Origin of the sequence: Niallia sp. XMNu-256, assembly GCF_036670015.1 — a bacterium.
Taxonomy (GTDB): Bacteria; Bacillota; Bacilli; order Bacillales; family Cytobacillaceae; genus Bacillus_BD.
In genome coordinates, this window is sequence record NZ_CP137636.1 from 589,502 (window position 1) to 615,038 (window position 25,537).

At 38.0% G+C, this 25,537-nt stretch carries 23 protein-coding genes and 1 riboswitch; of the genes, 22 read left to right on the plus strand and 1 reads right to left on the minus strand.

Going from position 1 to position 25,537, the window contains the following annotated elements; all coding sequences use genetic code 11:
* The first annotated feature begins 50 nt into the window (after positions 1–50).
* The 5 genes from dat (at position 51) to R4Z10_RS02965 (ending at position 5,732) form a co-directional block, all read left to right on the plus strand.
* Positions 51–893, plus strand: coding sequence for a D-amino-acid transaminase (gene dat / locus R4Z10_RS02945; protein ID WP_338471745.1), 843 nt, complete (start codon positions 51–53; stop codon positions 891–893).
* Positions 894–1,023: 130 nt separating this feature from the next.
* Positions 1,024–1,962: a dipeptidase gene (locus R4Z10_RS02950; protein ID WP_338471746.1), complete on the plus strand. Its 939-nt coding sequence runs from the start codon at positions 1,024–1,026 to the stop codon at positions 1,960–1,962.
* A 162-nt stretch (positions 1,963–2,124) separates the two neighbouring features.
* On the plus strand, positions 2,125–3,486 hold the full coding sequence (locus R4Z10_RS02955; RefSeq protein ID WP_338471747.1) for an aspartate kinase: 1,362 nt from the start codon (positions 2,125–2,127) through the stop codon (positions 3,484–3,486).
* A 281-nt stretch (positions 3,487–3,767) separates the two neighbouring features.
* Positions 3,768–3,873: riboswitch (SAM riboswitch) on the plus strand.
* 84 nt (positions 3,874–3,957) lie between these two features.
* Positions 3,958–5,175, plus strand: coding sequence for a homoserine dehydrogenase (locus R4Z10_RS02960; protein WP_338471748.1), 1,218 nt, complete (start codon positions 3,958–3,960; stop codon positions 5,173–5,175).
* A gap of 44 nt (positions 5,176–5,219) precedes the next feature.
* The gene (locus R4Z10_RS02965; protein WP_338471749.1) at positions 5,220–5,732 is read left to right on the plus strand and encodes an acyl-CoA thioesterase; all 513 of its coding nucleotides are present in this window, start codon (positions 5,220–5,222) and stop codon (positions 5,730–5,732) included.
* Positions 5,733–5,791: 59 nt separating this feature from the next.
* Here R4Z10_RS02965 and R4Z10_RS02970 read toward each other — a convergent pair whose 3' ends face one another.
* Complete coding sequence (locus R4Z10_RS02970; RefSeq protein ID WP_338471750.1) at positions 5,792–7,015, minus strand: MFS transporter; 1,224 nt, start codon at positions 7,013–7,015, stop codon at positions 5,792–5,794.
* A 389-nt stretch (positions 7,016–7,404) separates the two neighbouring features.
* On the opposite strand from R4Z10_RS02970, the gene R4Z10_RS02975 reads away from it, so the two are divergent.
* The 17 genes from R4Z10_RS02975 to cobA all read left to right on the plus strand — a co-directional run bounded on the left by R4Z10_RS02975 (position 7,405) and on the right by cobA (position 25,521).
* Positions 7,405–8,760 carry a sodium:alanine symporter family protein gene (locus R4Z10_RS02975; protein WP_338471751.1) on the plus strand — a complete coding sequence of 452 codons (1,356 nt, stop codon included), beginning with the start codon at positions 7,405–7,407 and terminating at the stop codon, positions 8,758–8,760.
* A 254-nt stretch (positions 8,761–9,014) separates the two neighbouring features.
* Positions 9,015–10,670, plus strand: coding sequence for an alkaline phosphatase PhoX (locus tag R4Z10_RS02980; RefSeq protein WP_338471752.1), 1,656 nt, complete (start codon positions 9,015–9,017; stop codon positions 10,668–10,670).
* Positions 10,671–10,709: 39 nt separating this feature from the next.
* Complete coding sequence (tatA, locus tag R4Z10_RS02985; RefSeq protein WP_338471753.1) at positions 10,710–10,913, plus strand: twin-arginine translocase TatA/TatE family subunit; 204 nt, start codon at positions 10,710–10,712, stop codon at positions 10,911–10,913.
* Positions 10,914–11,225: 312 nt separating this feature from the next.
* Positions 11,226–12,386 carry a DEAD/DEAH box helicase gene (locus tag R4Z10_RS02990; RefSeq protein ID WP_338471754.1) on the plus strand — a complete coding sequence of 387 codons (1,161 nt, stop codon included), beginning with the start codon at positions 11,226–11,228 and terminating at the stop codon, positions 12,384–12,386.
* A 79-nt stretch (positions 12,387–12,465) separates the two neighbouring features.
* Complete coding sequence (locus R4Z10_RS02995) at positions 12,466–12,600, plus strand: hypothetical protein (RefSeq protein WP_338471755.1); 135 nt, start codon at positions 12,466–12,468, stop codon at positions 12,598–12,600.
* 380 nt (positions 12,601–12,980) lie between these two features.
* The gene (locus R4Z10_RS03000; protein WP_338473148.1) at positions 12,981–14,504 is read left to right on the plus strand and encodes a spore germination protein; all 1,524 of its coding nucleotides are present in this window, start codon (positions 12,981–12,983) and stop codon (positions 14,502–14,504) included.
* Positions 14,505–14,519: 15 nt separating this feature from the next.
* Positions 14,520–15,719 carry a Ger(x)C family spore germination protein gene (locus R4Z10_RS03005; protein WP_338471756.1) on the plus strand — a complete coding sequence of 400 codons (1,200 nt, stop codon included), beginning with the start codon at positions 14,520–14,522 and terminating at the stop codon, positions 15,717–15,719.
* A complete protein-coding gene (locus R4Z10_RS03010; RefSeq protein WP_338471757.1) occupies positions 15,713–15,934 on the plus strand; it encodes a hypothetical protein in 222 nt (73 codons plus the stop codon). Before R4Z10_RS03005 ends, R4Z10_RS03010 begins: the two co-directional genes overlap by 7 nt.
* 42 nt (positions 15,935–15,976) lie before the next feature.
* A complete protein-coding gene (locus R4Z10_RS03015; RefSeq protein ID WP_338471758.1) occupies positions 15,977–17,083 on the plus strand; it encodes an endospore germination permease in 1,107 nt (368 codons plus the stop codon).
* A gap of 199 nt (positions 17,084–17,282) precedes the next feature.
* On the plus strand, positions 17,283–17,627 hold the full coding sequence (locus R4Z10_RS03020) for a flagellar basal body rod protein (protein WP_338471759.1): 345 nt from the start codon (positions 17,283–17,285) through the stop codon (positions 17,625–17,627).
* A gap of 14 nt (positions 17,628–17,641) precedes the next feature.
* Positions 17,642–18,295 carry a PspA/IM30 family protein gene (locus tag R4Z10_RS03025; RefSeq protein ID WP_338471760.1) on the plus strand — a complete coding sequence of 218 codons (654 nt, stop codon included), beginning with the start codon at positions 17,642–17,644 and terminating at the stop codon, positions 18,293–18,295.
* A 198-nt stretch (positions 18,296–18,493) separates the two neighbouring features.
* Entirely contained in the window at positions 18,494–19,234 is a 741-nt protein-coding gene (gene liaF, locus R4Z10_RS03030) for a cell wall-active antibiotics response protein LiaF (RefSeq protein WP_338471761.1), read from the plus strand.
* Positions 19,231–20,271, plus strand: coding sequence for a sensor histidine kinase (locus R4Z10_RS03035; protein ID WP_338471762.1), 1,041 nt, complete (start codon positions 19,231–19,233; stop codon positions 20,269–20,271). Before liaF ends, R4Z10_RS03035 begins: the two co-directional genes overlap by 4 nt.
* The gene (locus R4Z10_RS03040; RefSeq protein ID WP_338471763.1) at positions 20,268–20,900 is read left to right on the plus strand and encodes a response regulator transcription factor; all 633 of its coding nucleotides are present in this window, start codon (positions 20,268–20,270) and stop codon (positions 20,898–20,900) included. Before R4Z10_RS03035 ends, R4Z10_RS03040 begins: the two co-directional genes overlap by 4 nt.
* 233 nt (positions 20,901–21,133) lie before the next feature.
* Positions 21,134–23,560, plus strand: coding sequence for a nitrite reductase large subunit NirB (gene nirB / locus R4Z10_RS03045; protein WP_338471764.1), 2,427 nt, complete (start codon positions 21,134–21,136; stop codon positions 23,558–23,560).
* A 22-nt stretch (positions 23,561–23,582) separates the two neighbouring features.
* The gene (gene nirD, locus R4Z10_RS03050) at positions 23,583–23,894 is read left to right on the plus strand and encodes a nitrite reductase small subunit NirD (protein ID WP_338471765.1); all 312 of its coding nucleotides are present in this window, start codon (positions 23,583–23,585) and stop codon (positions 23,892–23,894) included.
* Between the two features lie 178 nt (positions 23,895–24,072).
* Positions 24,073–25,521: a uroporphyrinogen-III C-methyltransferase gene (gene cobA / locus R4Z10_RS03055; protein WP_338471766.1), complete on the plus strand. Its 1,449-nt coding sequence runs from the start codon at positions 24,073–24,075 to the stop codon at positions 25,519–25,521.
* Positions 25,522–25,537: the final 16 nt, after the last annotated feature.

The following is a 25,537-nucleotide window of genomic DNA, read 5'->3' on the forward strand; positions in this document are numbered from 1 at the left end:
CAAGTATGCACTCATCGATAGAATTCAAACAGGCGAAGGGAGATAATTTCATGGGGATTGGTTATATTAATGGCAAGTATATTCCTTTAACTGAACCGGTTATTCCAATTGAGGAGCGCGGCCATCAATATGGGGATGGAGTATATGAAGTGATCCGTGTTTACAAGGGAAAGCCATTTATGTTGAGTGAGCATATCGACCGACTATTTATTAGTGCTACAGCGATAAAGCTTCAATTAGAGTGTAACAAGAGTTATTTTAATGATTTAATCAAGCAGGCCATTAAAGTTTCAGGCCTATTAGAATCGAAAATCTACTTGCAAATAACCCGTGGAATAGCACCCCGAAATCATTTATTCCCAGACGTTCCGGTCTCAATAACGATGACTGTCAATGAAATGATCCCATTAGATCCTGTTTTTCGTGAAAGTGGGGTTAAGGCAATCTTCCATGAAGACGAACGATGGGCCAACTGTCATATTAAATCTCTTAACCTTCTTCCCAATATATTGGCCAAGCAAGCAGCTCAGGAAATGGGCTGTTTTGAGGCAATTCTGCATCGTGATGGGTGGATAACAGAAGGGTCGTCTTCCAATATTTTTATTGTAAAAAATAACGAACTCTATACGACGCCATTATCAAATAAAATATTAGCTGGCATCACTCGAAGGGCTGTTATACAATTATGTGAAAAGCTTTCCATAAATGTTATACAGCACCCCTTTCGTAAAAAAGATCTAATAGAAGCAGATGAGGTTTTTATGACCAACACGACAAATGAGGTCGTACCAATTGTTGAGGTTGACGGGATATATAAAATTGGTTTTGGAACACCAGGGAACATGACCAAACGTTTATACCAACAATTTCAACAAGAAATTTATCAGGATTAATGGGCTGTAAGACCTCACCTCAAGATTCTAAGTATCATATTAGAAGCTAGGTGGGGGATGAAAAAAACCACTGATGGAAGGATCACTATATAGAAAATGCTATGTTGAAAGAACATAGAAAGGAGCTCTCATGAAAGTTATTGACCTGCATTGTGATGCCTTGTTTAAATTAGAGGAAGCAAAAGGGACACTAACCTTTGCAAACTCACCTGAACTAAATACGAATAAGGAACGGTTAAAAAAGGGAGAAATCCATGTACAATGTTTTGCCATCTTCATCGAACCTGATATTCCCTCAGATCAAAAATTCCAAGTAGCTTTAAAGCAAATCCATTATTTCTATGAAGAAGTCCTTGGGAAAAATCCAGAAATGAAACAAATCAAAACCTGGAGCGATTTTGATACTTTACAAGATGGTGAAATTGGAGCAATGTTAACTCTTGAAGGGGTTGAAGCCATTGGAAATGACCTCTCAAAGCTGAATATCCTTTACCAACTAGGTGTACGATCTGTGGGTTTAACCTGGAACCATGCTAATTTAGCGGCAGATGGGGCAGAAGAACCGCGTGGTGGAGGATTAACCGTTTTTGGCAAAGAAATTGTCGCCTGGAATAATAAACACCATGTCCTTACCGATGTATCTCATTTAAGTGAACGATCATTTTGGGATGTAATGGAGTTGGCGAAATATCCGATTGCTAGTCATTCGAACTCGCTGAAGTTGTGTAATCATCCACGTAACTTGAGCGACGATCAAGCAAGAGCAATGTTTAAGAAAGGCGGCATGATTCATGTTGTCTACTATCCAAAATTTATAAGAGAAGACGGCCCTGCTTCAATTGATGATTTAATTGCCCATATTGATCACTTTTGTTCATTAGGGGGTAAGAAACAAATAGGATTAGGTTCAGACTTTGATGGCATCTCCTATTTTGTTAAAGATTTAGAAAATGCCTCCCAAACCCAAAACTTAATCGAAAAATTATTGCGTTATTACAAAGAAGATGATGTAAAGGGATTTGCGTACCAGAACTTCTTAGACCATCGTCCAAGTGATTTTGAAGGGTGAGTCGACAAATTTCGGGCTTTTTCCTTAATTACCTCTTAAATGTCCTCTTATAAAAAACATTTGTCCACAATAGGAGGAAAAAGGATTGCAATTTTTATTAAAACAGTGGATAATAGAAAAATAAATTTCTACTAAAATGATAACTGTGTGGGAGATGACGAGATGAAGGTAGCAAAATTTGGTGGGAGTTCTTTAGCATCGGGTAAACAATTAGAAAAAGTATATAATATCGTTTTGTCAGATCCTGAACGAAAAGTGATTGTTGTGTCAGCTCCAGGAAAGCGATATAGCGATGATATTAAAGTAACAGACCTTCTCATCACGATTGGAGAAAAGTCTTTAGCAGGTGAAGTAGTAGAACAAGAATTACAAGCAATTGTAGACCGATATGCACAGATCGCTGAGGAATTAAATCTTACATCAGAGATTATTGATAAAATCCGTGAAAATCTAGTTGGTCTTATCAACGGGGATAAGAGCAACCCAACTTTATATATAGAGGCTTTAAAAGCGGCAGGCGAGGATAATAATGCAAAATTGGTTGCGGCCTATTTTAATGCACGGGGTCAGGAAGCGCATTATGTAAATCCGAAAGAAGCAGGTCTATTTGTGACTAATGAACCTGGAAATGCTCAAGTTCTTCCAGAGTCTTATGAAAATTTGTATCGTTTACGTGAACGTAGCGGTATTCTAATTGTTCCAGGTTTCTTTGGTTATAGTCTAGATGGAGCTGTACTGACCTTCTCACGCAGCGGATCAGATATTACTGGATCCATTTTGGCAAACGGTGTCAAAGCAGAATTATATGAAAACTTTACTGATGTGGATGCAGTCTATTCGGTTAATCCGAGTATTGTTAAACAACCGAAAGAAATTCGTGAATTAACGTATCGTGAAATGCGTGAATTATCATATGCTGGATTCTCCGTGTTCCATGATGAAGCATTAATCCCGGCTTTCCGTGCTGGTATTCCAGTTAATGTAAAAAATACAAACAATCCATCTGCACCAGGAACGTTAATTGTGAGCAAGCGCGAAAATAAGAACGGTCCTGTCATTGGAATCGCTAGTGATGATGGTTTTTGCAGCATTTATGTGAGCAAATATATGATGAATCGCGAAATTGGTTTCGGCCGTAAAGTTTTACAAATTCTTGAGGACTTTGGTCTAAGTTACGAACATGTTCCATCAGGTATTGACGATATGACTGTTGTATTACGCGAAAAGCAACTGAATAAGGAAATTGAGCTAGAAGTATTACAACGAATTAAGAATGAACTAAATGCTGATGAAGTGATTATCGAGCATCATCTAGCCCTAATTATGGTGGTAGGTGAAGGGATGCGTCATAATGTTGGTACAACAGCTAGAGCAGCAAAGGCACTTGCTGGGGTTGACATTAATATTGATATGATTAATCAAGGATCTTCTGAAGTTAGTATGATGTTTGGTGTGAAAGCTCAGGATGAAAAAAGAGCTGTTCAAGCATTATATAATGAATTTTTTGCAAGTGTATTAGTATAACTCTTGCATAACTTATATTATTAGCTATAATAATAATTAACTTTTCTAACTCATTCAACAAAGCTATATAGCAATAGCTTGCAACAGGTACAGAAGTACTCTACTTTAATGAGTGGGGATGAATATAATCCCTCTATCATTCAGTGGAAATTAAAATTAGCTGATAGAGATAAAGTTTCCGGCAGATGCTTCGGATTTTTAAAAAGGTACTTTAGCGACACGTTCGATAAAGTCCCGGACGCAAATTCGACAGGCGAATGTGATAAATCTATATTAATTAACTCTTATCCAGAGTGGTGGAGGGACAGACCCTATGAAGCCCGGCAACCATCAAGGTAGTCTTGAAAAGGTGCTAATTTCTGCAGAAGTAATTCTGAAAGATAAGAGGAGGAAAACATCGATATGTTAAAGACCTCTTCTTATTAATAGAAGAGGTCTTTTTGTATACAACAATAGAAGGGATGATGGTTCATGTCAGCTATTCATATTGCAATTCTCGGACTTGGAACGGTAGGAAAAGGCGTGCTTGAGACCATTGAAACACATCAAGAACGTTTACAATATTTATTAGGAAAACCAGTGAAAGTTGAAGCGGTTCTTGTTAAAAATTTAGACAAGCATAAATTAGAGGATTCATCGATTTTGTTAACGGATCAATTTGACGACATCCTTCAATTGGCTAAATTAGATGTAGTCATAGACGCAATTGTCGGGCAAGAACCAGCTTTTACATGTGCCAAAAAATCCATCGAGAGAGGCAGTCATGTCATCACAGCCAATAAGGAAATGTTTGCTCACCATGGGAAGGAATTGTTAGAACTAGCGAAAAAACACCAAGTTTCGATTGGGTTTGAGGCTACGGTCGCTGGTGGAATTCCCGTTATTCAAACGCTACGAAAGCTATTGAATGTAAACAGAATTACTAAAATAGAAGGAATCGTAAATGGAACGTCCAACTTTATTTTGACGAACATGAGAGAAAAAGGTTTGCCTTTTGCGGATGTATTAAAAGAGGCCCAAGAAAAGGGCTTTGCTGAAGCAGACCCTACAAATGATATTGAAGGCTTTGATGCGTATTTTAAGGCGCTGGTGCTGAGTAACGTCATATTTGGGAAACTGCCAGAACCCGAGCATATTGTGCGTGAAGGAATTTCGCATATTACTAGAGAACAAATTCAGACTGCTTCCTCTTTAGGTTTAAAATATAAACATATTGCAAAATTAGAAAAGCAAGGAGGCGCCATTAAATGTAATGTTGAGCCAGTACTTGTGACAGACGCCCATCCATTTTACAGTGTAGAAGGTGTGCAAAATGCTCTTTCAATTGACGCTGATATAGTAGGAAACATCACATTATTAGGTCCGGGTGCCGGTAAGCTTCCGACTGCTAGTGCAATCATAGAGGATTTGCCGCATTTATACGAAAAACAACCACTTAAATTTTTCGATGATAAATTGAATAGCGGAGAACAACAAGTAAAAACAGGGCAATGGCTACTCTTTAGTAAGGATTTAGAACGGAGTGTTCTCGAGCCGTATTTTGCAGAGATCTTAAATGTTAGTGAAGAAGCCATTTATGTACGTGGTTTAACAGAAAGTATGAATAAATGGGAACAAGACTATCCAGTTGTGAAGATGGTTCCAATTGAAGGGGAATTCTCCCTTGTGAAGGAATTATTATTAGTGTAATTAATCGTGTAACATTGTGGGATGAATCAGGAGGAAAAGGATATATGAAAGCTAAATATTGTAAGGAATCAAGAGTAGTTCGAACGAGTCGTGTATTCCCAAATGATGTGAATAATCATAATACATTATTTGGTGGGAGATTAATGAGTGATTTAGACCAAGTTGCCTCTATTTCGGCAGCGCGTCATAGCCGCAGCGAATGCGTAACTGCGTCAACGGATTCAGTTGACTTCTTGCATCCGATTCGCCCAACAGACTCAGTTTGTTTTGAATCGTATGTATCATGGACGGGTAGATCATCGATGGAAGTATTTGTGAAAATTATTGCGGAGGATTTAAAAAGTGGAGAGCGTAAAATAGCTGCTACGGCTTTATTAACTTTTGTGGCACTTGATCATCTGAAAAGACCTATACAAGTTCCACAGGTCATTCCGGAAACAAAAGAAGAAAAAAAGTTACATGAAACAGCACCAGAGAGAGCAAGAATTCGAAAAGAAAGAAAACAAAAAAGCCAAGAGTTGGCTGAGTTTATAACGACAAATCAACCATGGAAATGATTTGAGAATGGTTCTTGTCAAGAAGTATCCAAAAGAGTCGGCACAAACTAGCCGACTCTTTAACTCGCCTTTACTGATTCTTTCACTTTCTTCCTATGATGATGAACAGATGTAAATAGGATACCCCCACCAATTACAAGCAAACCGCTTGTCGTAAAGAACACAGATGAGAAGCCAAAATGTCCGGAAATTATTCCACCCATTGAAGGACCAATCAGATTACCTAGAAATTGAAGGCTGGTGTTATAACCGAGAACCTCTCCTTGTACTGCAATCGGAGCCTCTTGACGAATATAGGCCACTCGAAGCGGAATAAGGCCGCCTAATGTAATTCCCAACAAAAATCGAATGACTAGGAGTTGCCAGTAATCGGTAATAAAGGCCCCTGGAAGATAAATGAGACCTGCAGCAAATAAAAGGATGATCAAAATTTTTACATATCCATATCGGTCTCCAAGTCCGCCCCAGCGTTTTGCCATTAACAAGCTTCCTAATCCCGCAGCAGAGAAAGCCATTCCTGAGAAAAAGGCAAGATTGTTGTCCCCATGAAGTTCATTAACAAATAATGAGAGAATAGGTTGGATACTAAAGTTAGCTACTTGAATTAAGGTAGAAAGAAGCAATACGGTAACCATGATAGGATTATGAATAATCCGCTTGATTACTTCCATACTTGAGTAACTTTTGGTCAACTCTTGCTTCGTACCTAACTTAAATTCCTTCGTAGTAAACACAAGACAAGCTGAAATTAAGATGAGAAAAGAGGTTAGTTTAAATGATGTTGAAAAGCCAACGGCATCAGCTAACATTCCACCGAGTAAAGGTCCCATTAAACTTCCAGTAATATTACCTGTTTGTAATGTGCCAAGTGCCCGGCCTGCGACTTCCTTTGGTGTTTGTGTTGAAATATAGGCTTGAGAAGTGGGAATAAACCCAGTAAAAATGCCAGAAAAAAGCCTTAATAAAAACAGTTGCCAGACTGATGTAACAAATCCCATTAAAAACAGGGAGGATGCTAGACCTACCCCTGAAAAAATAAGGATCTTTTTACGTCCAAATTTATCACCAATTTTCCCCCAAATTGGTGCAAATAAAAAAGCAGTTAGAAAAGTAACTGCAAACGTCCAACCTGCCCATTGTTGAACATAAGTATCTGAAAAGTCCCCGAATGAATCAATATATAAGGAGATGAAGGGAAGAACCATTGTCATACTAGCACCAACGAAAAAGTTTGCGAACCACATAATCCTTAAATTTCGCTTTGCGATTCTCTTGTCTACCATATAGAAAAACACTTCTTTCTTGGAATAGTAAAATATTTAATATTCTGCATATAATTCTATCATACTCTAATGCTAATGAAATTCAAGGAAACCGCCTTTCCTAAAAAGCGGTTAGAGAAATAATATTAAAAATATCTTTGTATTAATTATTCAGAATATTTAAATAAATAATTGACTGGGCTTGTATGATGTTATATATTTAAGAGGATTTACATTATTCTGTTATAAAAATGGGAAAAATAGTATCGTAGATAACTGTTGAAAAAGACACTAATATTAGTCTGAATGTTCGTTAAATTATAAGCCTACATAATTTTTTTGGGTGTTTTCTGTCTTATTAGGCGGATTCATTAAAATAAATTTAAATAAAAGAGGGATGGTGAATTTGTATGATAGACCTTTTAAATTGGTTAAGTAGTTTTTTATGGGGACCACCCACACTGATTTTAATCGTGGGAACTGGACTATTATTATCATTTCGTCTAGGTTTTTATCAATTTAGTAGTCTGCCATATGCATTAAAATTGGCATTTTCAAAGAACCAAGATCGAACCTCTGAAGGGGATATTTCCCACTTCCAATCCTTAATGACAGCATTATCCGCTACCATTGGGACTGGTAATATCGCTGGCGTTGCCACAGCTGTTGTTTTAGGGGGGCCAGGTGCTGTTTTTTGGATGTGGATGACCGCACTGGTAGGAATGGCCACAAAGTATGCGGAAGCGATCCTTGCTGTTAAGTACCGTGTAAATAAAAACGGTCAAATGGCAGGGGGACCCATGTATTATATTGAAAAAGGTCTAGGATGGAAATGGCTCGCTGTACTATTTGCTTTATTTGGTTCTATTGCTGCATTTGGTATTGGTAGTTCCGTTCAATCGAATTCTGTTGCTGCTGCTGTAAAGGAAAGCATGGGTATTAATCCTTGGATAACAGGTATTATTTTAACTATTTTTACAGCTTTAGTTATTCTAGGTGGAATAAAAAGTATCGGTCGAGTAACATCTTATTTTGTACCAGTTATGGCCATTTTTTATGTGGTCGGTGGGTTAGTCATTATATTGATGAATATTGATATGCTTCCAAGTGCTTTAGCCCTTATTTTTAAAGATGCCTTTACTGGTCAAGCCGTAGCAGGTGGTGCCATTGGTGCTGTCATCCGTTGGGGGGTTGCTCGCGGAGTCTTCTCGAATGAAGCGGGGATGGGTTCTGCCCCGATCGCGGCAGCTGCAGCAAAAACGGACCACCCTGGTCGTCAAGCATTAATTTCAATGACTGGAACCTTCCTTGATACGATCATCGTTTGTTCAATTACAGGGATTACCCTTGTTATGGGTGGACTGTATATTGGTAATCCTGATTTAACCGGTGCAGCTTTAACAACCAAAACATTTGATGCGATGCTACCTGGTGGCGGTTGGATTGTAACTATTGGGATTATTCTATTCGCGTATTCTACTGTGTTAGGTTGGGCCTATTATGGAGAAAAATGTTTCGAATATTTATTTGGAACAAAATCCATATCCGTTTACCGAGTCGTTTATGTTTCAACGGTTTTAGTTGGTGCTGGAATGAACTTAGGATTAGTTTGGACAATTGCCGATATATTCAACGCCCTTATGGCGATTCCGAACTTAATTGGATTAGTTCTTCTGTCTGGTGTAGTAGTTGCTGAGACAAGATCGTTTAAAAAGCTGCGTGCAGAGGAGAAATTACAAGTAAAGGAGCCGAATATTCAAGCTTAATAGATAGATTGAGAAGTCCTATAGTATTAGCTATTAGGGCTTCTTTTTTTTTCTAGGATAACCAGTATTATACTTTCTTCCAATTATTCGACATGTAAAGGAAATTGTATAATTTAGCGAAAAATTAATAATTATGTAAAAATCTATACATTTATTTAGAATCTCTTAATCTACTATCGACACTCTCTTAACAATTGTTTATTAATATTTTCATTAGGGAAACGTTAGAAATGAATGAAAAGAGGGTAAACAATATGACTGAAATTAATCGTCGTAAATTTTTAACATATGTAGGTACAGGCGCAGCGGCATTAACGGTTGCTTCTGCAGGTCTTGGGGGACTAGCTCCTAAAGTTGAAGCTAAAGGAAGAAATGCGGCAAATAACTTATTTGGTTTTAATAAGAAGGTGTCGGGTTTAAACTTTAAACCGATTGAACCAACAGATACGGATGATGTGATCCTTCCAAAAGGATTTAAATACGAAGTAGTAGCAGCATATGGAGATAAGATTAACGAGGCAGGCGATACGTTCGGATTTAACTGTGACTTTACTCAGTACTTACCAATTAATGGATCCAATCATGGACTGTTATGGGTAAACCATGAGTATTCTAGTGATCTTTTTGTACAGGGGAAACCTGCTGGGGCAAACGGTAAATATACGCCAGAACAAATCGAACAATTATTATATGTTCAAGGCGGCTCGATTATTGAGGTAAAAGGGGATCGTAAAGGCGGCTGGAAGATGGTTACAAATTCTAAATATGCCCGCCGTATAACAGGATTAACCCCATTTGAATTAACCGGTCCAGCCAAAGGTTCACAAGCTATGGAAAATGCAACAAATGTACAAGGTACTTTTGCTAACTGTTCTGGTGGTTTAACGCTATGGAACACCGTTCTTTCAGCAGAAGAAAACTATGAATCTACTAGTAGAGCTGCAGGATTAAATGAAAATCACTACGGTTGGATTGTTGAAATTGATCCGTTTGATCCAAACTTCAAGGTTCGTAAGCATACAGCATTAGGTCGTTTCCACCATGAAAATGCTGCAATGGGTCTTACTAACGATGGTCGTGTAGCAGTGTACATGGGGGATGACGTAAAAGATGCTTGTGTGTACAAATATATTAGTAAAAATAAATACATAGAATCTCGCGGAAAAGCTAATTCTGATTTATTAGAAGAAGGTACCCTTTATGTGGCAAACATGAAAAAAGGCGAATGGGTTGCCATGACGATTGAAAATGTACGAGCAGCGATTAAAGGAAAGGCTGACCTTGAAGCCAAATTCCAAACTCAAGCAGATGTTTTAGTTTATGCAGATGAAGCATCAATTTTACTTGGAGGAACACCAACTGATCGTCCAGAAGATGTTGAAATCAGCCCATTTGATAAAACAATCTTCATTGCTCATACAAATAATGATAGACATGGGAACTTCCATGGACATATTACAAGGTTCATTGAAGACAACAATGACCTTGGTTCATTAACATTTGATTTTGAAATTTTTGCTGCTGGTGGGAAGCAAAGCGGATTTAGTGCACCAGATAACTTAACTTTCGATAGCAATGCAAATTTATGGACGGTAACAGATATTTCCTCTGGAAGTTTGAATAAAGGAATCCACAAAAACTTCAAAAATAACGGATTGTTTGTTATCCCAACGGTTGCTCATAAAAACGTAAAAGAAGAGGAAGTCGGTGAAGCCTACCAATTTGCTTCAGGTCCAGTTGAAGCAGAAATGACAGGACCAAGCTTTACACCAGATGAAACAACTTTATTCTTAGCTGTTCAGCATCCAGGCGAAAATACAAGAGATATTAATAATCCCACAAGCATGTGGCCACACCGTAAAGGTGACACAATGCCAAGACCATCTGTTATTGCGATTACAGGATTTTAATCTAATTCAGTCTTATCGTGCCTGAAAGGGAGGTTTATCATGCTAACCAATATTGGTGTACCTGGTTTGATCTTAATTATTGTCCTTGCGTTAATCATTTTCGGTCCAAAAAAATTACCAGAACTAGGCAGAGCGGTTGGAACTACTTTGAAAGAATTCAAACGTTCTGCAAAGGACTTAGTGGATGATGATGACGATTCTGAGGAAAAAGGCGAAAACAAAGAAATAAAAAGAATTAAGTAAAAGGAAAGGAAGACTCCACGATCAAGTGGGGCCTCCTTTTCGCTTTATAAACAAATCTAAAAAACGTCATTCCCTGTTAGCTTTTTAAATAACAAACATAATAGTATAATGAAATGAAAGATTTTTTAACATCATTCAGCCAAAGTCTTCCACTTCTATAAGTGGTGAGACGAGTGCTAAGTTTTTTAATCAATTTAGTCTCGGCTGAATGCAGTTATAGCCTTAGCGGCTGTCACAGATAATATCGAGCGAGCCGAGGTATGATCTGAGCGCAAATACGCAAAGGCGAATTTGTATTAGAAGGAGATCGGAATGACGGAAAATCAAAAGGTAATTAAAGATCTTAAACCATTTATTGGTCAAATATGGGAAAAGGCAGGATTTAGTACTCCTACAACGATTCAGTCTTACGCAATTCCTGCGATTGTTGAAAATAAAGATGTGATTGCTCAATCACCGACAGGAACGGGTAAAACTCTCGCTTATTTATTGCCGGCACTTAACAAAATTGATCCTGAACAAAAATCAGTCCAAGCGGTTATTTTAGCTTCATCCCAGGAGCTAGTGATGCAAATTTTAAATGAACTTCAAAAATGGTCTGAAGGAAGCGGGATTCGGGGGGCTTCTTTCATAGGCGGGGCAAATGTAAAAAGACAATTAGAAAAGTTAAAAAAGCATCCGCATATTGCGGTAGGAACTCCTGGTCGGATATTGGAGTTAATCAAGCAAAAAAAGTTAAAAATGCATGAAGTAAAGACAGTGGTCCTTGATGAAGGAGATCAATTGCTTGTCCCGGAACATATTAGTACGATTAAGGAAATTATAAAATCTACATTAAGTGACCGACAAGTAGTACTCTTTTCTGCGACCTTGCCCGAACAAACGGTTAACATGGCAAAGGAACTTACGAATGATGCCGAAATTATTACAGTTGAAAAAGACGAGACGATTGTAGCCGGTAAAGTGGATCACATTTACTTTATGAGCGAACAACGTGATAAAATCAGGCTAATTGAAAAGATATCTCGTCTGGATAAAGTAAAAGGTCTCGTTTTTGTCAAAGATATTGGCAGTTTAACTGTGTTGGTGGAAAAACTTCAGTACAATCAAATAAAGGTTAGTCCTCTTCATAGTGATATGAATAAAATGGACAGGCAAAAATCAATTCGTGAATTCCGTGATGGAAAAACCCCTATGCTGATTGCAACCGATGTTGCGGCAAGAGGACTTGATATTGAAGGAATTTCCCATGTGGTCCACTATGATTTTCCAAAAGACATTAATCAGTATGTCCACCGTTCTGGGAGAACGGGAAGATTTGGGGCTAGTGGTATGGTGATTTCCTTAGTTACAGAGCGTGAAGAACGGGAATTAAAGACGTTTGCTAAAAAGCTCGGTATGGACGTTGAAATGAAACGATTCCATGGTGAAAGTATCGTCGATCCTCACGTGAAATTTTCAGGAAAAAGGTAATTTCTGCGCCTGAATAATGCGAGAGAACAAATACATACTACCTACTGTAAGCTATTCTAGAAGGAGTGTGTTTTGGACAATGGGTAGAACAAAACGCGGAAATGCAAATGCGCAGCGTAATAAAAATAAGAAGCGAGAACAAAGAACAAGTGAAGAGTTAGTTGAATTCACAACAGGAAGCAAGGAAAGACAAGCTACAGAAACGATTGATTAATTATTGAAATACAGGAGGTACTCGGATTTTAATTGCCGAGTATCTTTTTTTGTGACTTTCTTAGATTAGGTCGATATCACGCTAATTAGGATTGAGAAATGCGGCATTATCTAGGTCAATTCATAAAATATTTTCTTGATAGCTATCGGTTAAAATGATTTTTCCCATCTGTTTTAACGAGTCATTTCATGATCCAACGCCAATGCTGTGGCAACGAACCTCTCACTATTCCCAGAAATTAATGCAATGTTGTATAAAATTTCCTAAATGAAGAATGATAGAAAAATAAGAGCATGAATATTAGGGAATAAAAGAGGGATTCAGACTTGATACGTAATGTGAATCGACTACTAAGAAAGAGGCAGGACAAAAAATCACTTCTGAAGAAGATACACGAGGATTCTAAACCTCAGGATGCTCTCCAAGATGGCTTTGATCAAAACGTAGAAACCTTTCGAGGAATTTATCAAAAATGTTCAGATGTCAACTTTAGATCGTTTTACCTTTTTGGGAAAAGGCAAGCAATGATCATTTATATCGAGGGGATCTCAGATACCGAAGGAATTGAAAATTATGTGTTGATCCCATTTATGCAGGAGACTGAAAAGGAGAATCAACCTTTAAATGAGCTTTTAGAGAAAAGGATGCCTGTATCTAAAGTAAAAAAGATACGCTTGATTGCTGATTGTATAGAGTCGATTTCGAATGGAAATCCACTTTTATTAATCGAGGGGGAAAAGGAGGCTTACTCGCTAGGACTTTCTAAATGGGAAAAGCGGTCAATAGAAGAGCCGGTCGCAGAAGGTGGAATTAGAGGGCCCAGGGAAGGATTTAATGAATCACTTGGGATCGGCACAGCTCTTTTAAGGAGAATTATTAAAAGTCCTGCTTTAAAAATGCAATCGATGAAAATTGGCCGCTATACGAGTACGAATGTTGTAGTAGCTTATATTGAAGGAATTGCTGATCCTGCATTAATTGACGAAATCACCAAACGGTTAAATAGAATTGACATTGATGGGGTTTTGGAAAGTGCTTACATTGAGGAATTGATCGAAGATAATCCGTATTCTCCCTTTCCGCAAATCATGACTACGGAACGACCGGATGTTGCCTGTTCCAATCTATTAGAGGGGAGAGTCGTCATTTTAATCGATGGAACCCCCTTTTGTTTAATTGCACCGATTTCTTTTTTTTCATTGCTTCAGTCCCAGGAAGATTATTATGAACACTATACAATTGCTACTTTTATTCGCTGGCTCCGTTATTTATTTTTAGGAATGTCCCTACTGTTCCCATCCATTTATATAGCCGTTTTGACCTTTCATCAAGAAATGGTACCTAGTCAACTTCTACTTTCTATGGCGTCTTCTCGAGAAACGGTTCCTTTTCCTGCCATTGTTGAGGTTTTACTAATGGAAGTATCATTTGAAGCATTACGGGAGGCGGGAATCCGCTTGCCTAAACAAATTGGCTCCGCGGTTAGTATTGTTGGGGCTCTAGTAATTGGGCAGGCTGCTGTTCAGGCGGGAATTGTTTCAGCACCTATGGTCATTATTGTAGCCACTACCGGAATTGCTTCCTTTATGATCCCACGGTATACAGCGGGAATTACGATTCGATTGCTCCGTTTTCCGATCATGCTACTTGCTGCTAGTTTAGGGTTGTTAGGTGTCATGATGGGAGTGATTGCCATTGCTATCCATTTATGCACATTGCGATCATTTGGGGAACCATATTTAGCTCCAGTGGCACCGATAAAAAGAAGTGAGTTGAAAGATGTCCTTTGGAGATCTCCATTGTGGATGATGAACAAACGCCCAAATTTTACTGGGAAAATGAACGTACATCGTCAAGCGATTGAACAGAAACCAGGTATAAATGATGGGAAAAGTAATGAATAAGGAAGGTGAAAGGACTTGGAGACGGATAATTCAAAACGTATACGCTGGATCCCTCTTCTTCTTATCTCTTTTTCACTTCTTTTCTTAACTGGTTGCTGGGACCGAACGGAAGTAAATGACTTAGCAATTGTAACAGGGGCAGCGATTGATCAAAAAGAGGATGATGAAATAGAATTATCGATCCAAGTATTTGTTCCGAAAGCAATAAGTAGTGGTGGCGGTCAAGGCAGTGGAGGCGGAGGTGGCAAGATTACCTATACCGCGTCTCAAAGGGGAAAAAATATTGCAGACGCTCTATCCAAGCTTCAAGGAAAATTTCCTCGGGAAATTTTTTGGGGACAATGTAAAGTTTTTATATTTGGTGAGGAATTAGCAAAGAAAGGGATTCGTAAACAAATGGACTTTTTGTTGCGTCATCCAGAGCCAAGGGAAAGAGCGGTTGTTTTTATTAGTGAAGGAAAAGCAAAGGCGATCCTTGAATTACAACCAAATTTAGAAAGATATTCAGCTGAAGTCATAAAAGAAATATTAAATTATCGTATTGGACTAGAGAAAACAGTAAAGGATGTAGATGAAATGCTATCATATATTTCATCAGCTGCATCGATACCTTTTGTTACAATTAAAACTCAACAGTCAAGTGAAGGTAAATCTATTAAATATGTACATATTGATGGGGCTGCTATTTTTAAAAAAGATAAAATGGTTGGAACAATTTCTGAAGCGGATACAAGAGGAGTGTTGTGGCTAAGGGATGAAATTAAAGGCTATACCGTTAACGTTGAAATTGAAGGTGAAATAGTATCATTAAATCCAGTTTCAGCACTTGTACACATAACCCCTACGATTCAAGGTGATAAATGGAAAATGGATGTAAGGATCGATACAGAAGGGGCGATTGTTCAAAATGAAACCAAAATTGCCTTTCAGGATGAAAAAACGTTAAAAAAACTAGAACAAGGTTATCAGGAAAGTATTGAAACGCGTATTAAAGAGGTATTGTATCTCATGCAGCATAAGTTAAATGCAGATATTGCTGAATTTTCAAAAGAATATTATCGGAAATATCCAAAACAAAAGAAAAGGATTGAAGACCAATGGGATCAAATTTTTCCAAATATAGAAGTGAGTATAAACGTTAATGCCCGTATTCGCAGAAACGGTTATATCAATAAACCAGGGGCAACGACACAGGAAGAGGTGAAACAATGGTAAGATGGGGAGCGTTTTTTGGGACAACACTTGCGATTGTTATCTTTGTTACCGTTCAATGGCCGAAGATAAAAAAGTATGCCAAGAAAGAGAAATGGGCATTTTTCATTTTGCTCTTTATTGGTTGGGGACTGTCACTGTTCGATCTTCCCCATATTGCTGGTCCTCTAACCTGGTTGGAAACAATATTTAAGCCGATTGGAACTTATCTTCTATAAAAAGGAGTTTTGTTTTTTATCTACGTATGAAGGAGAAGCTTCATGGAAAAAGGTAAAATTTCATCCTTACAAATGGGAATGATGCTCTATCCTGCGATGATTGCGACTAGTATTATTTCTGGTCCAAGTCTCATAGCGAGCTACGCAAATAATGATTTATGGATTCCCCCAATCTTAACCTCTTTAGTGGGAATCCTAACTGTCTATATTGTTTTTGCGTTACATCAACGTTATCCCAATCAAACCATCATTGGATTTAGTGAGCAAATTCTCGGTACATTTGCAGGAAAAATAGTCAGTTTTCTCATTCTTTCCTATTATTTAATCGGTACTGGCCGTGTCGTTAGAGGTTACAGTGAGTTTATCATCAGTTCTTTTTTGTTTCAAACTCCAATTAGCGTGACGATGATCACGATGGTTATCCTTTGTGCCTTTGCTGTATATGGAGGAATCGAAGTATTAGGGAGACTTTCTCAATTATTTTTCCCTTTATTTATTATCCCCGTTTTTATTAGCTTCTTGTTGTTAAGTCCAGAATTTGATGTAGGCAATCTCTTTCCTATATTAGGAGAAGGAATTATTCCTTTACTCAAGGGGATAATCATGGAGATCGGTTGGTTTTCGGAAATTTTCCTGATGATTTTTCTACTTCCTTTTCTCACAGATACCAAGAAGGCAAGAAAATACGGAATATTTACTATACTAGCTGTAACAGTAACATTAGCTATGGTTAATTTAATGGTTTTATTCGTACTTGGTTCAACTACAGCTGATCGGGAATACCCGCTAATGAATGTCATTCGTTACATTAGTCTTGCAGATTTTTTCGAAAACCTAGAGGCAGTCGCTATGACGGTGTGGATCGTAGGGGCATTTATTAAAATAACTGTTTTCTTCTATGCGCTTGGTCTAGGGACAGCACAGTGGTTAAATCTTTCAGACTATCGCCCGATTATTTGGCCTATGGCAATATTGATCGTCGAATTTGCCTTTTGGTCAGTGCCAAGTACAGTGGAGTATAAGACATTCACCATAACGGTCCTTCCTTTTTACGCAACTTTAATACAAATCATACTACCACTAACATTATTAATAGTCGCTATTTTACGTAAGAAAAAACAAAATCAAAGTCAAACGAAATCAAGCTGAGTAGTGAACAACTATATAGCTTGATTTTTAAATTGACGGAAGAAGTACCTCCTAACAACCCCTCTTAATTAATAAATCACCTCCAATAAGGGGTCCCGTCTACACTCCGTCTTAAGTCTTACTTTAAAATACATATCCAGCTCGTTATAGAAAAGTCTTGAAAAAGGTAAGATGAAATCAAGAAAGGGGGCAACAAAAAATGAAAAAATTTGGGTTGCTTTTATTAGGAGGAATTGCGGCGATCGTGCTGCTTCATAACCTCGGTCCAATGGTCGGAATGGTGATTAGTTTGGCCATCTTCTACTTTGCCTTCAAGGGCTTTTTAAAAACAAATTCAGTATGGGCAAAGATTGGCTGGGGGATCCTTGGATTCATTGCAATCATGTCATTAGCTGCCAATATTCCAGCCATCCTAGGAATTTTAGCTATTTATGTTTTATATGTCGTCTATAAAAAATGGAATGCACCAAAGGAGACAGTCGTACAATCAGACGATCCATTCGTGAATTTCGAAAAACAATGGTCTCAGTTAAACAAACGATAAAAGGGGAGAATATAATGGCAAACTTATTAACAAGATTAAAAAATACGGTATTAGCTGACTTGCACGAGGCTCTGGATCATAAAGAACAAAAAAATCCGATTGCCCTATTAAACCAATATTTACGTGAATGTGAAGGGGAAGTGGAAAAGGTCCGGAAACTGTTAGAAAGACAATATCGTCTAAAAGAAGAATTTACAAGAGAATATAATCATGCTTCTGAGTTGGCTGCAAAACGCAAAAGACAAGCGGAGATTGCCTTAGAAGCAGGTGAAACAGAACTTCATCAGTTTGCAATTAATGAGCAGAATCATTATCAAGAACGTACAATTAGAATACAAGAATTATTGGAACAAGCAAATAACCAATTGGTGGACTTAGAACAGAAATATGAGGAAATGAAGCATAAGTTAAAAGATATGAATTTACGCCGATTAGAATTAATGGGTCGCGAAAATGTTACACGTGCTCAAATGAAAATTAAAACAGTTCTTGACAATCAAACATACAGTAGTCAAGCATATTCCCGATTTCAGGAAATTGAATCGTACTTAGATCGGCTTGAACATCAAGTAAATCGTTCGTACGATCGGAATACCATCGATGCAAGAATAGCTGAAATAGAAAAACAAAATCCGATAAAGGGAAACGAAACAAGTTCAAATTTCTAGACTAAACTGTTATTCTAGAGGAACGAAGTAGTTTCCTTGTCTTAGTAAAGCTCCAGCGCCTAGCTCTTCGGGTCATAAGCTAATCGCTACGGAAGGCAAAGAGCACGCCTTCTTTTATCGGTTTCTTATACCTGTCAACACTGAACAAGGCGCTTCCGCTTTTCATTTTCCTGCTACAACAAGAAGGGAGGAATATGGTTGTTCAATAAATTAAAAAGTGACTATATGAGCTGGATCTTATTAATTGGAGCATTTTTCCTATTGTTGGATGTGTTCTTTTTTAATCGCGGCCTCATTTTCTCTCTTATTGTGGTAACGGGAATGATTTATTTTGGAAGAAGGTGGATGCCGAAAAGAACAGGAAAATTTCTTTATTGGGCAGGCCTGTTTTTTCTTGTCATTAATGCTTTTAATATGTTATCGATTCGATTCTTTCTTGTGGCACTTCTCTGTGTTTTGATCGTCCAATATGGTTCTAGAAAGCAGAATCCAACCACAATCCGTCCAATTATAACAAGGTCATCAGGAGAAGTTCATAAGGAAAGTGAGACGATCATTAAAGGGCAGCCTCTTTTACAAAATTTTTTCTTTGGAGGTCAAAAAACTCCAAATCATGTGTACGAATGGAACGATGTGAATATTCAGGGAGGGATGGGAGATACGGTAATTGATTTAAGCTACACCGTATTGCCAAAGGATGAAACGATCATTTTTATTCGAAATATAATGGGGAAGGTTACAATACTCATCCCTTATGATGTTGAGATTAGTGTGAACCATTCTGCATTTTATGGTTCTGCTAAAATCCTTGACTTTTATGAGTCACCATATATGAATCGCCGAGTGAAAGTTGAAACAGCAAATTATGAACAAACCGTTCAAAAGGTGAGAGTTTTTACTTCTATGATTATCGGAGATATTGAGGTGAAGCGGGTATGAATACCGTTTCGCGTCAAATCATTTTAGCAACTAGTGTTGCAGTTATTGTGTTTGTTTTTGTGTTAAGCGCAACCTTTTTTGTTTTTCCACTGTTTCATTTTTCGGATCTATGGGAGAAAAATGTTCTGGACATTCCCTTTATTATTCTAGTACCAAGTGCAAGTATTGTGATTGGAATTCTATTTGGTTTAGTTTCCGGTTATTTTTGGAAAAGGGAATTACAATTAATTGATGAAAGTTTGCATCAACTAGAAGAAGGGCGCCCTTTAGAATTAGCTAATTCCCCCTTACTTGAAGTTCAAACGATCTCCATTCGAATGAATAAAATTCAAAAGCAGATGATTGAACAAGCGAAATTGTCACAGCGTCTAGCAACGGAAGCGGCCGAGGATCAAGAAAAACAAATGCAAGAAATTATTTTTCAAGAACGAAATCGTCTAGCCCGAGAGCTTCATGACTCGGTCAGTCAACAGTTATTTGCAGCCTCGATGATGATGTCGGCCATTAATGAAACGAAAGCCGATACAAATAATGAATTGGAAGGAAGGCAGCTTAAATTAGTCGAGGAAATGATCCATCAATCCCAATTAGAAATGCGTGCATTGCTTCTGCATTTACGACCAGTTGCCTTAAAAGGGAAATCACTACAGGAAGGGATCGAAGAGCTATTAATAGAACTGCGACAAAAAGTTTCAATGGAAATCAAGTGGAAAGTAGAGAATTTCTCCATTGAAAAAGGCATTGAAGATCATTTGTTTCGTATTTTGCAAGAATCAGTCTCCAATACATTGCGTCACTCAAAGGCAAATGGATTAGAAGTGCTAATGATCAAAAGAGATGGCTTTATCATTTTAAGAGTAACGGATGATGGGGTAGGATTTGATGTCGATGAGCAAAAGGCTGGATCCTATGGATTACAAAACATGTATGAACGAGCGGTTGAAATTGGTGGAAATTTAAAAATGGTTTCTCTCAAAGGGAAAGGTACGCGTCTTGAGGTAAAAATTCCGATAGTGAATGAAGGTGAGAATGAATGATTAAAGTATTATTTGTGGATGATCATGAAATGGTAAGAATTGGAGTTTCCTCCTATCTCTCTGCGCAGCCTGATATTGAGGTGGTAGGGGAAGCGGATAATGGAAAAACAGCTGTTGAATTGGCATTATCACTTAGGCCGGATATTATTTTAATGGATTTAGTGATGAATGAAATGGATGGAATTGAAGCAACAAAATTGATTATGCAGCAATGGCCAGAAGCCAAAATTATCATTGTTACAAGTTTTTTAGATGATGATAAAGTATATCCGGCACTTGAAGCAGGGGCCACCAGTTATCTTTTAAAAACCTCCAAAGCAAGTGAAATTGCAGAGGCTGTCCGTTCAACCTATCAAGGACAATCAATTTTAGAGCCTGAAGTAACAGGAAAAATGATGAGAAAAATGAGACAAAATACGAAACATGAGTTACACGCAGATTTAACGGCAAGGGAAATGGAAATCCTTCTCTTAATGACACAAGGAAAAAGCAATCAAGACATTGCGGATGAATTATTTATTTCATTAAAAACGGTTAAAACCCATGTAAGCAACATTCTTAGTAAGCTTCAAGTGCAAGATCGTACACAAGCAGTCATTTATGCGTTCAAACATTCACTAGCTCAATAAGGTCCAGGCAAACAAAAAGACAATAAATAGAATTGTCTTTTTGTTTGCCTGGCATCTTTTTATTGTGAATTAATTCACTAATTTTGTCCTTTTTATGTCTAGATTATGTCATATTTTTGAAAACGTTCCCAATTGTGAAGAAGTTCACACTATAAAAATAGCAGAAAATTTACTATATAGACATACAAAGAAAACATTGACTTCCAATTAAAACATACAGGAGGCGTTCATATATGGGTAAACAGAAATTAGTGATGATTGGTAACGGAATGGCTGGAATTCGAACACTAGAAGAATTATTAAGGTTAGCACCAGATATGTATGACATTACGGTTTTTGGCAAGGAGCCTCATCCGAACTATAATCGAATTCAATTATCGACTGTTTTACAGGGGGATACAACTGTCCAAGAGATTATTATGAATGATTGGGATTGGTATAAAGAAAATAAAATACAATTATTCGCTGGTGAAGAAATCGTCAAAATTGATCCTGTAAAGAAAATTGTAGTTTCGAACACAGGTCGAGTAACAGAATATGATGAATGTATTTTTGCAACTGGTTCTCGTTCCTTTATCATCCCATTCAAAGGGCATGATAAAAAGGGAGTAACAGGTTTCCGTAACATCGAAGACTGCGAATTGATGATTGAGTCTTCAAAACAGTACAAAAAAGCGGTAGTAATTGGTGGAGGGTTGTTAGGACTCGAAGCCGCACGCGGACTATTGAATTTAGGGATGGAAGTAAAAGTGGTTCACTTACAGCCTTATTTAATGGAAAAACAACTAGATCCAGTAGGTTCCACAATGCTTCAAAAAGAACTAGAAGCTCAAGGTATGGAATTTTTAATGGAGAAAGATACAGAAGAAATCTTAGGTGATGACCATGTGACAGGCATTCGTTTTAAAGATGGAACAGAAGTAGAAACTGATTTAGTCGTCATGGCTGTTGGGGTTAGAGCCAATATTGAAATCGCAAAAGAAAGTGGAATTGAAGTAAACCGTGCCATTGTCGTCAATGATTACCTTGAAACAAATTTGGCAAATGTTTATGCGGTTGGAGAATGTGCGGAGCACCGTGGGACTGTTTACGGATTAGTAGCTCCATTATATGAACAAGGAAAAGTTCTAGCTTCCTTTTTAGCTGGAAAAATGCCTGAGCCTTATGAGGGGTCTGTAGTAGGAACTCAATTAAAGGTTTCTGGTGTTGATATGTATTCTGCAGGAGAAATCATGGATGATCCATCGATGAAGGCCATAAAAGTACACAATGAGTTTGATGGTGTGTATAAAAAGGTCATGATTCGTGATAACCAAGTAGTCGGTGTTGTTCTCTATGGAGATACTTCAGACAGTACAAGATTATTCGGCATGATGAGGAAAAAAGAAGATGTCAGCGGAATGACAAGTGTATCGATTTTGTCTTCGGGATGTGAAGCTGCTTCAAGCGATGTTGCTTCTATGGCTGATGATGATCTTGTCTGCGGATGTAATGGGGTGTCAAAAGGCACCATTGTAAATGCCATTAAAGAGAATGGGCTAACAACGGTTGCTGAAGTTGGAGGCTGCACCAATGCGGGGCGTTCTTGTGGCCGTTGTAAATCGCAGATTGCAGATATTCTAAGTTATACACTTGGGGATGAATATAGCGATGCCGCTCAAAAAGAATCCATCTGTGGCTGTACACCATTAAGCCGTGATGAGGTAGTTGCTGAGATTAAAGAAAAAGGCTTAACGAATGTCAAAGAGGTTATGAATGTTCTAGGCTGGGCCAATGAAGAAGGTTGTTCAAAGTGTCGTCCTGCATTGAACTATTACCTTGGCATGATTCATATGGATCAATATCAAGATGATCGTGATTCTCGTCTTGTAAATGAAAAAATGCATGCCAATATTCAAAAAGATGGGTCGTATACAGTTGTTCCTAGAATGTATGGTGGTGTTACAACCGCACAAGACTTAAAAACAATTGCAGAAGTAGCCGAAAAATATGACGTCCCATTAGTTAAATTAACAGGTGGTCAACGAATTGGTTTATTTGGAGTTAGAAAAGACGATTTACCTGCTATTTGGGAAGAACTTGATATGCCATCAGGCTATGCTTATGGAAAAACATTAAGAACCGTAAAAACTTGTGTTGGATCAGCATTTTGCCGCTATGGAACTCAAGAATCGATGGGACTTGGTATTAAACTTGAGAAGAAATTTGAGCGTCTTGATACACCGCATAAAGTGAAAATGAGTGCTTCAGGCTGTCCAAGGAACTGTTCTGAATCTGGTATTAAAGACATTGGCTTTGTTGGAGTCGAAGATGGGTATGAAGTATATGTAGGTGGAAACGGTGGAACGGATCTGCGTGCCGGTGTTTTATTAGGAAAAGTGAAAAATGATGAAGAAGCTCTTGAGTTAACAGGTGCATATCTACAGTATTATCGTGAGACAGCCAACTATTTAGAACGTACATCCAAGTGGCTTGAACGGGTAGGACTCGACCATATTAAGGAAGTTCTAACAAATGAAGAAACAAGAAAAGCACTTAATGAAAGAATGAATAAAAGCCTTTCCCGTTACAGTGACGATCCATGGCAAGAAGCGATTCATAACGAGGACATCCAAGAAAAGTATTATACGGTTCGTAAGGGGAAAGAACTTGTAAAATAAGGGAAATGGAGAGGACGTTAGTATGGCAAATCGAGTGGAACTAGGAAATTATGCAGATTTTCCAGTGGGAATTGGACAAGTTTATCAGTTTGACAAAGAAGAAATTGCCCTTTTCCGCTTATCTAATGGAGAAGTTAAAGCAGTTGAAAATCACAGTCCACATCCTAAGGGTGGCACTTTAGTTGATGGACTTGTTAGTGGTGAATATATTTTCTGTCCTGTTTACGATTGGAAGATTTCCCTTGTTGATGGGAAAGTTCAGTCACCTGATGAAGGACAAGTAAAAACTTATCACATTGAAGTATGCGATGATAAGGTTTATCTTGAATTATAAAGATGAAAAGAGCTGTTCCCACTGAACAGCTCTTTTCTGATCGGTTTAGTCGTGTTAAGATAACAAAAAGAGTTTTGAGGATAGAGAGATAGGTTCATTGCCTAGGGTGTCTGATTAATTAAGAAATAAGAGATATTGGGTTAGGAACCTGTTCTCCGTCTAAAGGAAGGATGTCTTTATGAGAAAAGGCAAAGTATATTTAGTTGGCGCTGGTCCAGGAGATATTGGACTGATTACAGTAAAAGGATTAGAAGCGATCAAAGAGGCAGATGTAATCCTATATGATCGCTTGGCAAATCCAAAACTACTTGATTATGCTCCAGCCCACTGTGAATTAATCTACGGTGGGAAATTACCAGACAAGCATACATTAAGACAAGAAAGAATTAATGCTATTTTAGTAGAAAAAGCTCAGGAAGGAAAAACGGTTGTCCGTTTAAAGGGTGGCGATCCAGGCGTGTTCGGTCGTGTTGGAGAAGAAGCGGAGGAATTGGCTCAAGCAGAAGTCGAGTTTGAAATGATTCCGGGGATCACATCTGGAATTGCAGCACCCTTATATGCAGGAATTCCTGTTACCCATCGGGAGTTTGGCGAGACGTTTGCAGTGGTAACCGCCCATAATAAATCAAAGGATGGTAAACCAGTACTAGACTGGAAGTCGCTTGCTAACGGGATTGACACAATCGCCTTTTATATGGGGGTAGGAAATCTCCCTTATATTTGTGAAAACTTAATAGCAAATGGAAAATCACCAGATACTCCTGTTGCATTAATTCATTGGGGAACATTTGGCAGACAGAAAACATTAGAGGGTACCCTTGCAACCATTGCTGACCTAGTTGTTGCAAACGGATTTAGTAATCCTGCAATTACACTAGTAGGGGATATCGTTGCTTTACGGAAAAGGATTAATTGGTTTGAGAAAAAACCATTATACGGCAAACAAATATTGCTTGCTAGAACCGGAATTTATCCTAGCAGTCTAGCCAAAGCTTTAATTGGACAAGGTGCAGACGTAATTGAGTTTCCGAAATGGAAAAGTGAAGAAGTACCAATTGATTATGCAGTTTTAAATCAACTATCTACCTATGAAGAAATTTTATTCACTTCAGCTGAAAGTGTTGAGGACTTTTTTCAAATTTTAATAAATGAGGAAATTGATTTTCGCTCTCTTACTGGTGATATCTATGGACTTTCATCTAAGACAATAGCTGCTTTAAGACAAAAGGGAATGATCGGGGAAATAGCAGGACATCTCCAACATCGGGACAAATTGTTGGTAATCGGAGACAGTCGAATTGGTGAACAGCAATATGAATTTTGCCACACGTTTATTACAAGGAAAAATATCATTGATACGGCATTATTACCGATGATTAAGCGCATGATGGATGATGCAACACCTGACACCCTTGTATTTCCTAGTTCACAATCTGTGAAAATGTTTTTTGAGGAAGATGATGTGGCAGAGTTATTTCCAGCACAGAATCTTCAGCAGGTTAACGTTATTTGTATGGGAGAACAAACAGCGAGAGCAGCCGAATTTTACGGGGTTAAACCAGATGGAATTGCTAAAGCTCCGACAAAGGATGCATTGATTGAAACGATTCTAGAAAAGGTGAAATAATCTTTTTTAAAGGTAG

Coding starts and splice junctions, on each gene's coding strand:
- dat (WP_338471745.1), top strand. CDS start 51: ATGGGGATTGGTTATATTAATGGCAAGTATATTCCTTTAACTGAACCG.
- R4Z10_RS02950 (WP_338471746.1), top strand. CDS start 1,024: ATGAAAGTTATTGACCTGCATTGTGATGCCTTGTTTAAATTAGAGGAA.
- R4Z10_RS02955 (WP_338471747.1), top strand. CDS start 2,125: ATGAAGGTAGCAAAATTTGGTGGGAGTTCTTTAGCATCGGGTAAACAA.
- R4Z10_RS02960 (WP_338471748.1), top strand. CDS start 3,958: ATGTCAGCTATTCATATTGCAATTCTCGGACTTGGAACGGTAGGAAAA.
- R4Z10_RS02965 (WP_338471749.1), top strand. CDS start 5,220: ATGAAAGCTAAATATTGTAAGGAATCAAGAGTAGTTCGAACGAGTCGT.
- R4Z10_RS02970 (WP_338471750.1), bottom strand. CDS start 7,015: ATGGTAGACAAGAGAATCGCAAAGCGAAATTTAAGGATTATGTGGTTC.
- R4Z10_RS02975 (WP_338471751.1), top strand. CDS start 7,405: ATGATAGACCTTTTAAATTGGTTAAGTAGTTTTTTATGGGGACCACCC.
- R4Z10_RS02980 (WP_338471752.1), top strand. CDS start 9,015: ATGACTGAAATTAATCGTCGTAAATTTTTAACATATGTAGGTACAGGC.
- tatA (WP_338471753.1), top strand. CDS start 10,710: ATGCTAACCAATATTGGTGTACCTGGTTTGATCTTAATTATTGTCCTT.
- R4Z10_RS02990 (WP_338471754.1), top strand. CDS start 11,226: ATGACGGAAAATCAAAAGGTAATTAAAGATCTTAAACCATTTATTGGT.
- R4Z10_RS02995 (WP_338471755.1), top strand. CDS start 12,466: ATGGGTAGAACAAAACGCGGAAATGCAAATGCGCAGCGTAATAAAAAT.
- R4Z10_RS03010 (WP_338471757.1), top strand. CDS start 15,713: ATGGTAAGATGGGGAGCGTTTTTTGGGACAACACTTGCGATTGTTATC.
- R4Z10_RS03015 (WP_338471758.1), top strand. CDS start 15,977: ATGGAAAAAGGTAAAATTTCATCCTTACAAATGGGAATGATGCTCTAT.
- R4Z10_RS03020 (WP_338471759.1), top strand. CDS start 17,283: ATGAAAAAATTTGGGTTGCTTTTATTAGGAGGAATTGCGGCGATCGTG.
- R4Z10_RS03025 (WP_338471760.1), top strand. CDS start 17,642: ATGGCAAACTTATTAACAAGATTAAAAAATACGGTATTAGCTGACTTG.
- R4Z10_RS03035 (WP_338471762.1), top strand. CDS start 19,231: ATGAATACCGTTTCGCGTCAAATCATTTTAGCAACTAGTGTTGCAGTT.
- R4Z10_RS03040 (WP_338471763.1), top strand. CDS start 20,268: ATGATTAAAGTATTATTTGTGGATGATCATGAAATGGTAAGAATTGGA.
- nirB (WP_338471764.1), top strand. CDS start 21,134: ATGGGTAAACAGAAATTAGTGATGATTGGTAACGGAATGGCTGGAATT.
- nirD (WP_338471765.1), top strand. CDS start 23,583: ATGGCAAATCGAGTGGAACTAGGAAATTATGCAGATTTTCCAGTGGGA.
- cobA (WP_338471766.1), top strand. CDS start 24,073: ATGAGAAAAGGCAAAGTATATTTAGTTGGCGCTGGTCCAGGAGATATT.